Here is a 12,316-nt window from a genome sequence, read left to right on the forward strand (position 1 = left end):
CCTCAGCGGTTTTTGACGGTCAATTGCCCCATTGCCTGCCTTTTGAGAGTGTTGCCATGCCTACGCCCCACGTTGAAGCCGTGAAACTGGACGAGCTGGATTGCTGGCGCATCCGCCATAACGATGCCGAACTGATGGTTGCCCAGCAGGGCGCACATATCGTCAGTTATCAGCGCCGGGGCGAGCAGCCGTTGATCTGGCAGAACCCTGAGGCGATGTTCAAGACAGGCAAAGGCATCCGTACCGGTGTACCGGTGTGCTGGCCGTGGTTTGGCATATTCGACCGCAACCCGCAAAGCGTGAAGGCGATGCGTCAAAGCGAGCAGCCGGCTGGTGCCCATGGTTTTGTGCGCACAGCACTCTGGACACTGGGTGAGGTGACCCCAATTGCCGATGCCTTGCAGCTGGATTTCTTACTCCCAGTGCCTGCAGGCGGCTTTCCCGGCTGGCCCCATCAGGTCGACCTGAAGCTGAGCCTGCTGCTGGACGATCAACTGCATATCCGCCTGACCAGCCACAACCGTGGCACCGACACTGTCACCCTCAGCCAGGCGCTGCACACCTACTTCGCCGTGAGCGATGTGCGCAACGTGCAGGTTGAAGGCCTGGATGAGCATTCATACATCGATACGGCTGACGGTTGGACGAAGAAACACCAAGCCGGGCCGCTGCACTTCACCGCCGAGACCGACCGCATCTACCTCGATACGCCTGCGCAGCTGAACCTTGTCGATAAAGATTGGCAGCGCCGCATCCAGCTTACCAGCCAGGGCTCGAAGTCAACCGTGGTGTGGAATCCCTGGACCGAGCGCGCCAAGGCATTAGATGACATGGCCGACGATGGCTGGCAGGGCATGTTGTGCATCGAGACCGCGAACGTACTGGACGATACAGTGGCGTTGGCTCCGGGCGAAAGCCACACCCTGGGTTTGAGCATCGCCGCTATCGCCTTGTAGGCCCGACCGACTATGTGAGAGGGGGCTTGCTCCCTACCACATACGGTTATGTGTCATGCCTCAGAGATCGGACTCCTTCACCACCCGCACCTTCGCCGCATCCAGCGCATACGCGGCGTCGGCCAAGTCGTTATTCACTTTCTCCACCTTCAGCGTGCCCGTGACCCACAGCGGCGTGTAGATATCATCCAGCTTCAGCCCCTTGGGATAACGCACCAGCACCAACTGGTTAGGCGGTGGAGGCGGCACGTGGATGCAGGCGCCCGGGTACGGCACCAGGAAGAACAACGTGCTACGGCCCTTCGCATCCGTTTCCAACGGCACGGGGTAGCCGCCGATACGGATGTTCTTGCCGTTCATGGCCGCCACGGTCTTGGTGGAATACATCACCGCAGGCAAGCCTTTGCTCTGCTTCAAGCCGCCTTTGTCGGTGAAGGTGCCTTGCGCTTCAGGAGAGTTGTGATCGATTTCGGGCATGGCTTCGAGCGCTTTCTGGTCCGAAAGCGGCATCAGGTCGAGCCAGTCGGTTTCCGGCAGTTCGCCAGCGTGCGCCAGGCCAGAGCCCAGCAAGAGAAGCGTTAACAGAAGTCGGCGCATAGGGAAGCTCGGCAATTACGAAGTGGCGAGCATTCTAACCCTCTGCACCTGCGCAGCGCAGAGGGTTCAAAGCTTGGATTATTTCTTTTTCAGCAGGCCGTAGATCACCAGCAGCACGATCGCGCCGATCAACGCACCCAAGAAGCCCGCACCTTGACCTGCCTGGTAAATGCCCAGAGCCTGACCACCGTAGGTGGCGACCAGCGAGCCTGCAATACCCAGCAGGATGGTCATGATCCAACCCATGCTGTCGTCGCCGGGCTTGAGGAAGCGCGCCAGCAGGCCGACGATCAGGCCGATAAAGATGGTTCCGATGATACCCATGGCATTTCCCTCTGAATGTAGGTGAGCTATGCCAAAGCCTAGCTAGGCTTTGGCATCCTGCAATCAGAGGATGGCGGCCCCCAAATGGTTCCCGACGATCCCAGGCTTATTGTTCGGCGATCAGCGCTTCAACCTTGAGGATCTGCGCTTGCAACGTTGCGCGATCCTTGCAGCGCAGGTTGGCGTGACCGACCTTGCGCCCGGCCTTGAAGGCCTTGCCATAGTGATGCAGATGGCAGTCGTCGATAGCGATGACGCGTTCGACCGCAGGTACCGTGCCGATGAAGTTCAGCATGGCGCTCTCGCCGACCTTGGCCGTAGACCCCAGCGGCAAGCCCGCGACCGCCCGCAGGTGGTTTTCGAACTGGCTGCACTCAGCGCCTTCGGTGGTCCAGTGCCCGGAGTTGTGCACACGCGGGGCGATTTCGTTGGCCTTGAGGCCGCCGTCGACTTCAAAGAACTCGAACGCCATTACGCCGACGTAGTCCAGTTGCTTGAGCACGCGGCTGGAATAGTCTTCGGCCAGGGCCTGCAGCGGGTGGTCAGTGCTGGCCACTGACAACTTGAGGATGCCGCTGTCGTGGGTGTTGTGCACCAACGGGTAGAAGCGGGTTTCGCCATCACGGGCACGCACGGCGATCAGCGAGACTTCACCGGTGAACGGCACGAAGCCTTCCAGCAGGCAGGCGACGCTGCCCAGCTCGGCAAAGGTGCCGACCACATCGGCTTCGGTACGCAGGACCTTCTGGCCCTTGCCGTCGTAACCCAGGGTGCGGGTTTTCAACACGGCCGGCAGGCCGATGCTGGCGACGGCAGCGTCCAGGTCCGCCTGGGACTGGATGTCGGCGAAGGCCGGGGTCGGAATGCCCAGGTCCTTGAACATGCTTTTTTCGAACCAGCGGTCACGGGCGATGCGCAGCGCTTCGGCACTCGGGTACACCGGTACGAACTGCGACAGGAACGCCACGGTTTCGGCCGGCACGCTTTCGAATTCGAAGGTCACCAGATCGACTTCGTCGGCCAGTTGGCGCAGGTGTTCCGGGTCGCTGTAGTCTGCACGCAAGTGTTCGCCAAGCGCTGCCGCGCAAGCGTCAGGCGCCGGGTCCAGGAAAGCGAAGTTCATCCCCAGCGGCGTTCCCGCCAGGGCCAGCATGCGGCCCAATTGGCCGCCACCGATTACACCGATCTTCATCGTCAACAAACCTCAGGCGATACGTGGGTCTGGATTGTCCAGCACGCTGTCTGTCTGCTCAGCGCGGAATTTTTTCAGCACCGTGTGGAATTGCGGGTGCTTGGCGCCCAGGATGCTGGCGGACAGCAAGGCTGCGTTGATCGCACCGGCCTTGCCGATCGCCAGGGTCGCCACCGGAATGCCAGCCGGCATTTGTACGATGGACAGCAGCGAATCCACGCCCGAGAGCATCGACGACTGCACCGGCACACCGAGCACCGGCAGGTGGGTCTTGGCCGCACACATGCCCGGCAGGTGTGCTGCACCGCCGGCACCGGCGATGATCACTTCGATGCCACGGGATTCTGCTTCATCGGCATACTGGAACAGCAAGTCCGGAGTGCGGTGGGCGGAGACCACTTTCACTTCGTAGGGAATGCCGAGTTTTTCCAGCATATCGGCGGTGTGGCTAAGGGTGGACCAATCGGACTTGGAGCCCATGATCACGCCAACCAATGCACTCATCGTCGTGCCTCTTCTCTCTGGGCGCCCGCAGGCGCGTCAAAAAACAACAAGCCACGCGGGAGACCGGCGTGGCTTGTTGTACGAAATTCAGGCCGGTTGGACCGGCCGAAGGCCGCGCAGTATACCGTAATAATCCAGATAAACAGCCCCTGGAATGACCATCTGTCTTACCGGCCAAACCGGCGGTTTTATTGACTTAAAAGTCAGTCCAGGACGCCGCGGCACCCACCTTTGCTCTGTGTACGGTTCAGGTACTTTGCGCCGCCCCACCTTCCAGCTTGCGCCACAACAACCTTACATTCGCCTTGCGCACCAGAGCGCAGCGATACAGGCGGATTTCCAGCGGAACGTGCCATTGCGGGCCGCCGCATACCACCAGTTCGCCCCGGGCCAGCTCCGCCCGCACGCTCAATTGCGGCACCCAGGCGATGCCCAAGCCTTCCAGGGCCATGCTCTTGAGGCTATCGGCCATGGCGGTTTCATAAATGGTGGTGAAACGCAGGGCCCGCTGGCGCAGCAGCAAATTCACCGAACGCCCGAGGAACGCCCCGGCACTGTAGGCGAGCAGCGGCACACTGCCCTCGCCTTCCAAATCGAACAGCGGCTTACCGTCAGTATCGGCGGCGCACACCGGGAGCATTTCGGTGTTGCCCAGGTGCAGGGACGGGAAGATCTCTGCGTCCATCTGCATCGCCGCGTCCGGATCGTAGAACGCCAGCATCAGATCGCAGCCCCCCTCGCGCAGGGCATGCACCGCGTCGCCGACGTTGGTGGCAACCAGCCGTGTGGCGATGTTCAAACCTTCATTGCGCAGTTGCGCGATCCAGCGTGGAAAGAAGCCCAATGCCAGGGAGTGGGCGGCCGCCACTTGCATGACTTCGCCCTGCCCGCCTTCCAGGTGATGCAAATGGCGCAGCACTTCACCAAGCTGCTCGACCACCGTACGCGCGGTAACCAGGAACAACTGCCCCGCCGCCGTCAGTTCCACCGGCGTACGCGAGCGGTTGACCAGGGTCAGGCCCAGCGCGGCTTCCAGGCTACGGATACGGCGACTGAATGCCGGCTGGGTTACAAAGCGTCGCTCCGCCGCCTGGGAAAAACTGCGGGTCGCCGCCAGGGCGCTGAAGTCTTCCAGCCATTTGCTCTCAAGGTTCATCACTTCCTCCCACGGACATGCACCATTTTGGCACACACGCCCGCCATCATAGCTGGGTCACATCCACATTATGCCGTTTGTGCATGGGCCAGCGATGAACAGCATTGGCCCAAAAATTTACAGAAGCCTAGCATTCGCAGCGTTCCGGCCAGTTCCGGGTCCATATCGAGATGATTTCCGTCATGTCCTCCGCTGCATCTTTCCGTACCGAAAAAGACCTGCTTGGCGTACTCGAAGTACCCGCTCAAGCGTATTACGGCATCCAGACCCTGCGAGCGGTGAATAACTTCCGCCTCTCGGGCGTTCCGATTTCGCATTACCCGAAATTGGTGGTCGGTCTGGCAATGGTCAAGCAAGCGGCGGCTGACGCCAACCGCGAGCTGGGTCAGCTCAGCGAAGCCAAGCACGCTGCCATCAGCGAAGCCTGTGCCCGCCTGATCCGCGGCGATTTCCACGAAGAGTTCGTGGTGGACATGATTCAAGGCGGCGCCGGCACTTCAACCAACATGAATGCCAACGAAGTCATCGCCAACATCGCGTTGGAGGCCATGGGCCACAACAAGGGCGAATATCAATACCTGCACCCCAACAACGACGTGAACATGGCGCAGTCGACCAACGACGCCTACCCGACCGCGATCCGCCTGGGTCTGCTGTTGGGCCATGACGCGCTGCTGGCCAGCCTCGACAGCCTGATCCAGGCATTCGCCGCCAAGGGCGTCGAATTCAGCCACGTGCTGAAAATGGGCCGCACCCAATTGCAAGACGCCGTGCCGATGACCCTCGGTCAGGAATTCCGCGCCTTCGCCACCACCCTCGGTGAAGACCTGGCCCGCCTGAAAACCCTGGCACCGGAACTGTTGACCGAAGTGAACCTGGGCGGCACCGCGATCGGCACCGGCATCAACGCCGACCCGCGCTACCAGGCCCTGGCTGTACAACGCCTGGCCGTAATCAGCGGCCAGCCGGTCGTACCGGCCGCCGACCTGATCGAAGCCACTTCCGACATGGGCGCCTTCGTACTGTTCTCCGGCATGCTCAAGCGTACCGCGGTGAAGCTGTCGAAGATCTGCAATGACCTGCGCCTGCTGTCCAGCGGCCCGCGTACCGGCATCAACGAAATCAACCTGCCGGCACGTCAGCCAGGCAGTTCGATCATGCCCGGCAAGGTCAACCCGGTGATCCCGGAGGCTGTGAACCAGGTAGCGTTCCAGGTGATCGGTAATGACCTGGCACTGACCATGGCAGCCGAAGGCGGTCAACTGCAGTTGAACGTGATGGAGCCGCTGATCGCCTTCAAGATCTTCGACTCGATCCGCCTGCTGCAACGCGCCATGGACATGCTGCGCGAACACTGCATCACCGGCATCACCGCCAACGAGGCCCGTTGCCGTGAGTTGGTAGAGCACTCTATCGGTCTGGTCACCGCGCTGAACCCGTACATCGGCTACGAGAACGCCACCCGCATCGCGCGCATCGCCCTTGAAAGCGGCCGCGGCGTGCTGGAACTGGTGCGCGAGGAAGGCTTGCTCGACGACGCCATGCTCGATGACATCCTGCGCCCCGAAAACATGATTGCCCCACGTCTGGTCCCACTGAAGGCCTGATGTTTGTTGCACCGCTCACCAGGTTGAGAGATTAGACACCTCTCACCTTTTGAGGGCTTGGAGAACCATTCTCCAGGCCCTTTTTTTTACCTGCCGTAAAGTCCCGACAGGTACAAAAGCAAGCGCCCTCCTTTTAGTGTGTGAAGCCCTGCGCGGACTTCGCAGACAATGAAAAATTCTTAATTTCTACCCATTGTTAAACATGCGATGTTCGGCCATAAACACTGTGCACGTGTGCCGAAGGGAACCTGCAACGAAAACGTCATCATGCCTGGCCAAACGGTACGCAACGTGCATGACAATCGAAAAGGGATTTCCACTTTCGTAATAAAAAGGGTCAAGGAGGACACCACCGTGAAAAAAGCCAGGATTGAACTCGATTCGGTTGATATGAAAATTTTAAGCCTCATACAGGCCGACTGCCGGATCACCACCTCCAAACTTGCTGAAGTCATGTCGATGAGCGAAACCCCCTGCTGGCGCAGAGTCAAACGCCTTGAAGCAGAAGGCTTTATTTCAGCTTATCAAGCAGTTCTGAATAAAGAGGCGTTAGGCTTTCAAATTACCGCTTTCCTGCATGTTTCCGTCGACACTCATACCGAAGAAGTGACACGCCAACTGGAGCGCAAGATTACATCGTGCCCCGAAGTAATGGGTTTATATAACGTCACTGGCGACTATGATTTCTTAATACAACTGGTCTGCAGAAACATTCAGGAGTGTACGTTTTTTATAGAGAACACACTGCGCGATATCGAATGTGTGAAGCAAATAAAAACCTCCATTACATTGCGCGAAGTGCATAAAAGCAACTTACTGCCATTGGCCGAGTGCGTGTAGCTGCAGCCGTGTAAACATACTGAACAGGGCTGCTTTTCGTCAGGAGGAGCAGCCGGATGCAGCACCTTTCGTAACTCATTGTTACAATTAGAAAAAAACAAAAAGCAGGAAGAACATTTCAGATATTGCACCAGAATGAAATGCTTTTGCTGATTTCCAGTTTTTTATGCCGAATTTAGCAATTTTATTTTTTTCAGCGTGTGGAAGTATTTCGAGTGAGCCGGGGTCAGGTATTGCGTAGCGAACCTGTGTATGTGAGCTACGCAGATAGCGCCCGTTGAAGGTGGCTCGCCCATAATCTATCTGATGAGGAATACTCAATGTCCAAGACTACAGAAATTCAGCGCCCTCAAGAGCCCGTTGTTGCCACGCCGAAAAAGATTGTGATCAAAGCCAAAAGCGATCGTCCGATCCTGATGGCCGCCCACCTGTAACGTAGCGCCGTGCCGGGCAACTTATGTTGCCCGGTTTATCCAAGGAAAATAGGATGGACCGTCATGGGCGATAGGTATGTAACTTACGGTCGTTTCTCAAAAAGCAACGACGACGCAGTAAAGCTTTATGTGGCTTCTGGCATCGAGCATGAAATACACAACCTGCAGGGCGACTACCTAGAATGGAACAGGGCACTCTCCATGTTTGATGGCGAGCACGCGACTTCAACAGTGTGCGAGCAAAACAAGCAACTCGACCCCCATGAAATCCATGATTTGATCACGGCTCTGGGCGACGCCAATCTGGCGTTCAAACAAGCGTCCGGGGCGCAGTTTGTCAGTGGTGATGAAGCGATTCTCGAGATCGAAGATCTGCAAGCACAACTGCTTCATGATCATCTGTATAAGAATAAGTTCTGGTTGGCCATGCAGCAACCCGAGACGGTCCCCCAGAATGTCTACTATGGCATGGCCATAGAGAACTTTCATTTTCTCTTTCGAGAAAGCTGGTTTGATTCTCCTGTTCTAAACTTCGTAGCGTCCACAAAAGCACGTTTAATAATGAACGCGTTTTACGCCGAAGAATACGGCCACGACGAGCTGATATTTAAAGCCTTGCAAACCCTCGGCGTGTCGCGCGAAAGTATCAAAGAAACGATCCCTCTGCCTGAAACCCTTGCACTTTGTAATGCGCTGGCTTACTGGGCGGCAAACGACCCGCTGTTTTTTTTCACCACGATGGGTGTGCTCGAAGGCAAGGATATTGAGGTTGATAGTTTTATCCTTGCCATGCAGAACAGCAAAAAAATAAGCCCCGAATTCATCAAGCCCATCCTCGACCATGCCAACATCAACATTGGTGCCGAGCATGGCGTCCTGACCCGAGAACTGTTCAGGGAAATCCCCGTGGTCACCCTCGAGCAGCTACGACAAATGCGCGCCAACACTCATATTTTTGTAGAGCTGTACGACAATTTCCATACAGCCGTCTGGAATCATTACTCCACCTCACATGAGCTATTAAGAACGCTGTCAGGCTTGACACTCGGGGGACCCGCGCATGCAAACCAGCGCTAAACGCTTCAACTACCCAAAACTCCGCCAGGGTGTTGTTTACACCCAAATAGCCAATGAACATCATTTGGACTATCGAAACCAAAGTCTTATTTTAGAGCAAACCGATGCGACGTCACTTACCTTGGTCATTCAGGATCTCCAGCAAGGTACACTGACGACCGAAGCATTTTATGCCAAGCACGCAGAGCACTACCCTGACGAGCAGTTGGAAGTCTTGATTGCCGACCTCGACAAAAATTATTTGCTCACCGAAGGTCAATACCCGCTGATAGAAGGCGTACTGTCAGGCGTGGAGTTTTCGAAAAAACTCAAACTGCTGACCTCCGCGCTTCATGGAAGGCTTGGCAACTCGGCACTCTATGAAAAGATGCGTGATGGCTCAGCCACTCGCTCCCAGTTAATCGGGTTTGCCATTGAGTATTATCATATTGTCAAAAGTGCTCCCAAAGTGATTTCCCCGGCACTGGCACACAACAGCCCGCCCGAAGTTTATCAGGGTATCAAACAATTATTCCTTGAGGAACATGACCATGAATCGTTGTTGGCCAACGCCTTGAGCCATGTGGGCGTTGAACGCGCACAGTTAGCCCAGACGTCGCCGTTGGACACAACGTTCGCCATTTACTCAACGCTGGGGGTGTATGCCCGCCAGCACATCATCAGCTTCATCAGCGCTTTGTTCTTATTTGAAGAGCCGTACCCCGAGTTCAATAAACTGTTTATTGAATCCTGTTCACGACTGGGGCTACCAGAAGCTTTCTGGAAACCTATTATCGGGCATTCCGAAGTGAACAGTGATGCCGACCACGGGGCCATTACTGACTCGCTGCTGGTTCATTATTCGGCAATTTCCGAAGAGGAATGCAGAGTCACACTGATCCATACCTGTGCGCTCTTAGAGTTGATGTCGGCCTGGGACAGGCAAATTTGTACGCATTATGACAATGCCGTCACTCTTAGACTCTTCAACTAATGCGAGGATAGGCTATGGACTCCTGGTCTCTGGAAGCATTTAGAAAGCCTTATTTAAAAGTCGGTCATATTGAGAAGACCGGCGCCGGGATTTTTGAACTAGGGGAGTCCGGCTCCGAATTCGTCATAGAGAGCCAGGCGTGCGATGAACTTATTGCCACCGTTCATGGCCTCAAAAGCCCTGACAACGCACAGTGGCGCTCATTGAGCGAGCGCCATGAACACGATGAAGTTCGCGCGCTGATCAATCACCTGAATGAAGCCGGTTTAGTGCGCGAGTCCAGCCCTGAACATACGCTGCAGGGCAAACGAAACATTACTCAGGACAGTTTGGCGGAAGCCCTGGATGCGCTGCACACAACGCACTTTGATGACCCCGCCCTGTGCCACCAATTGCTCGATTTTATCGATAACCTGCACAACACCTCCGTCAGGCAGGTGCTGGCCGAAAGCGGGCATGTGTATATCAAGTACGCCAAGCTGACGCTTTTATGTTGGACGGTTACCTGCCCGCCCGCCGTCATGGCGGCGAAAAAGTTGCTGAACGCCCTCACAGGCCACGGCGACAGCGAGTCCTCGATCGAGTACTCCGCTTTCTGGGCCGGTGAGCTAAGAAAGTGCCTCAGTGTCCTGGTGTGGTTATTGAACAGGAGCCAGAAAGTCGATACGCGCAAGGTGGATTTTCCGGCACTGCATATCGAGGAAGTAGACTCCGGGGTTAACCTGGCTGTTCGTCTGGAGCGCTGGGGTCTGGATTTCATGGAGCACGTCGCCCCCAGCCAGTATCAGCAAGCACTGGCCAAGACCGGCCCTGGTCGTGATGCCTTGATTGCCGCCAGCTACGCGCAGGAATACTACATCACAGATCGATTTGTAGATCTCATCTCACCGGCCATCGCGCAACGCCTGCCCCGCCCGTTGAAGAAACTGGCGCGCCGTTATTACATGGAAGAAGCGGGCCACGAGCTCTATGAATTGAAGACCTGTAAGGCATTGGGAATGACGGAAGCACAGCTGCACTCGTCGCTACCGACCCCCTTTGGCCAATTGGTTTGCGATCTCTACACCTGCCTGGCTTCCAAAGAACTGGTGGCTTATTTTGCGGCGGCAACCATTACCGAAGGCTTGCCTGGCCAGGTTAACTTGCTCAATGAGTTGTCCGCGGCGAACAACGCTACGCCGTTGTTCAACAAAACATCACGCAAGCACGAGTCGCTCAACGACAAGCTGGGCCATCAGTACATTTCGAGAATCATGCTGGCCGAAGTCGGTGAGTTGAGCATCGAAGAACAACAAACGGCGGCCAATGCGTATGCCTTGCTCTTGGACCTGAATATTCGCGCGTGGGAGCAGCTCCATGACTTCCACATCACCTTGCAAATGCCAGCCATCAATCACCGCATGCTTGATTACATTGCATGAGCGCCTTGATTGCGCGCTATGAGGCGTTCATCAATCCTCATTGGAGTGAGGTGCTGCACCAACTTGGGGAACAGCCGGTATTCGTGCGGGCCAAGGACGAGTATTTATACGACGACGCAATGACCCCTTGGCTGGATCTGGTAGGTCATTACGGCGCGGCGATATTCGGCCATAACCGCCAGGAGCTCAAGGAAGCGTTATATACCGCCCTGGAGGCGGATATTCCTTGCGTCACACCGCTGGGGCTCAATGACCTCTCGGCCCAGTTGGCAATCGCATTGATTGAACGCCTGAACCTGAGCGGCCCCTGGCGGCTATCCACACTGACGACCGGAACCGAGGCCGTGGAAGGCGCAATCAAGGCGGCGCTGATACACACAGGCCGCTCTCGCCTTTTAGTCCGCCGTGGGTGCTTTCACGGCAGCAGCAGCCTGGCGATGCACCTCACCGATAATGCGTTGTGGCGCCAGGGCTTTGAAGCAATGCCTTGCCCGCTGGACGTGGTGTATTTCGACGACATCCATCAGGCAACGCGCGAACTGGCCAGCGGAACGTTTGCTGCCATGTTGATCGAGCCTTTTCAGGCCATCGGTGGCGGCGTCAGGTGTTCGGCGCAGGAGGCTGAACAGTTGCTGGACGCCTGCACGGCTTCGGGAACGGTGAGTATTTGTGACGAGATTTTTTCCGGACTCGGACGCTGCGGTCACTACAGTGCAATGCAAGCACTGGGTTGGACAGTGCGGCCGGACATCTTATTGCTCTCGAAGTCGTTGACGGGGGCTTTCTTCCCCAGTGCCCACGTACTCATGAGGGCGCCTATTGCCGATTCGATTTTCGGTCGGCCAGGCTGTCAGAAAATACTGGGATCAACCTTCGCCAACAATGCGCTGGGTTTCAGTGTGGCCCTCACTGCACTGGGGTTACTCGACAGATGCCTGGCTGACAGTCTTGCCGGCCAGCTTCGCAGCGACTTTGTGCAGGCACTGCATGGGGTGGCGGAGACCGTTGACCCGCCGCTTCAGGTTCAGGCACTGGGCGCCTGCATCATCGTGGAGTTTTGCGATGCCCAGACGTGTTTTTTTGTTTGGCATTCGCTGTTCGCCAATCAAATACTGACCACCGTCTGCAGCAACAAACCCAGTTGTTTGAAAGTGCTTCCATCGCTGACGATGCACGCAGACAGCTACAGCAGATTTATCGATGTATTCACCGCAGTAGTGGCGGAGTGTTGAGCC

12 protein-coding genes are annotated in these 12,316 nt (G+C 56.6%); 7 read left to right on the top strand and 5 right to left on the bottom strand.

What is annotated here, in order from left to right; translation table 11 throughout:
- The first annotated feature begins 56 nt into the window (after nt 1-56).
- Nucleotides 57-956, top strand: a complete 900-nt coding sequence (locus tag M5B97_RS10420; protein WP_248731420.1) for a D-hexose-6-phosphate mutarotase — start codon at nt 57-59, stop codon at nt 954-956.
- A 60-nt stretch (nt 957-1,016) separates the two neighbouring features.
- Here M5B97_RS10420 and M5B97_RS10425 read toward each other — a convergent pair whose 3' ends face one another.
- The 5 genes from M5B97_RS10425 to M5B97_RS10445 all read right to left on the bottom strand — a co-directional run bounded on the left by M5B97_RS10425 (nt 1,017) and on the right by M5B97_RS10445 (nt 4,729).
- The gene (locus tag M5B97_RS10425) at nt 1,017-1,568 is read right to left on the bottom strand and encodes a DUF3299 domain-containing protein (RefSeq protein WP_177421595.1); all 552 of its coding nucleotides are present in this window, start codon (nt 1,566-1,568) and stop codon (nt 1,017-1,019) included.
- Nucleotides 1,569-1,631: 63 nt separating this feature from the next.
- Nucleotides 1,632-1,877 carry a GlsB/YeaQ/YmgE family stress response membrane protein gene (locus tag M5B97_RS10430; protein WP_058424295.1) on the bottom strand — a complete coding sequence of 82 codons (246 nt, stop codon included), beginning with the start codon at nt 1,875-1,877 and terminating at the stop codon, nt 1,632-1,634.
- Nucleotides 1,878-1,983: 106 nt separating this feature from the next.
- Nucleotides 1,984-3,069, bottom strand: coding sequence for a 5-(carboxyamino)imidazole ribonucleotide synthase (locus M5B97_RS10435; RefSeq protein ID WP_123716597.1), 1,086 nt, complete (start codon nt 3,067-3,069; stop codon nt 1,984-1,986).
- Between the two features lie 12 nt (nt 3,070-3,081).
- Nucleotides 3,082-3,573: a 5-(carboxyamino)imidazole ribonucleotide mutase gene (gene purE, locus M5B97_RS10440; protein WP_078827523.1), complete on the bottom strand. Its 492-nt coding sequence runs from the start codon at nt 3,571-3,573 to the stop codon at nt 3,082-3,084.
- 247 nt (nt 3,574-3,820) lie between these two features.
- The gene (locus tag M5B97_RS10445; protein ID WP_134659489.1) at nt 3,821-4,729 is read right to left on the bottom strand and encodes a LysR substrate-binding domain-containing protein; all 909 of its coding nucleotides are present in this window, start codon (nt 4,727-4,729) and stop codon (nt 3,821-3,823) included.
- Nucleotides 4,730-4,911: 182 nt separating this feature from the next.
- Between M5B97_RS10445 and aspA the strand changes: the two genes are divergently transcribed.
- The 6 genes from aspA to M5B97_RS10475 all read left to right on the top strand — a co-directional run bounded on the left by aspA (nt 4,912) and on the right by M5B97_RS10475 (nt 12,313).
- Complete coding sequence (gene aspA, locus M5B97_RS10450) at nt 4,912-6,336, top strand: aspartate ammonia-lyase (protein ID WP_123716599.1); 1,425 nt, start codon at nt 4,912-4,914, stop codon at nt 6,334-6,336.
- Between the two features lie 267 nt (nt 6,337-6,603).
- Entirely contained in the window at nt 6,604-7,176 is a 573-nt protein-coding gene (locus M5B97_RS10455; RefSeq protein WP_248731421.1) for an Lrp/AsnC family transcriptional regulator, read from the top strand.
- A gap of 497 nt (nt 7,177-7,673) precedes the next feature.
- Nucleotides 7,674-8,687, top strand: coding sequence for an iron-containing redox enzyme family protein (locus M5B97_RS10460; protein ID WP_177421591.1), 1,014 nt, complete (start codon nt 7,674-7,676; stop codon nt 8,685-8,687).
- Nucleotides 8,671-9,660, top strand: coding sequence for an iron-containing redox enzyme family protein (locus tag M5B97_RS10465; RefSeq protein WP_248731422.1), 990 nt, complete (start codon nt 8,671-8,673; stop codon nt 9,658-9,660). The genes M5B97_RS10460 and M5B97_RS10465 overlap by 17 nt, the downstream gene beginning before the upstream one ends.
- 14 nt (nt 9,661-9,674) lie before the next feature.
- The gene (locus M5B97_RS10470; RefSeq protein WP_248731423.1) at nt 9,675-11,081 is read left to right on the top strand and encodes a hypothetical protein; all 1,407 of its coding nucleotides are present in this window, start codon (nt 9,675-9,677) and stop codon (nt 11,079-11,081) included.
- Complete coding sequence (locus M5B97_RS10475) at nt 11,078-12,313, top strand: aminotransferase class III-fold pyridoxal phosphate-dependent enzyme (RefSeq protein ID WP_248731424.1); 1,236 nt, start codon at nt 11,078-11,080, stop codon at nt 12,311-12,313. The genes M5B97_RS10470 and M5B97_RS10475 overlap by 4 nt, the downstream gene beginning before the upstream one ends.
- The last annotated feature ends 3 nt before the right edge of the window (nt 12,314-12,316 follow it).

The sequence above is a fragment of the Pseudomonas sp. MWU13-2517 genome (assembly GCF_023242545.1).
Taxonomy (GTDB): Bacteria; Pseudomonadota; Gammaproteobacteria; order Pseudomonadales; family Pseudomonadaceae; genus Aquipseudomonas.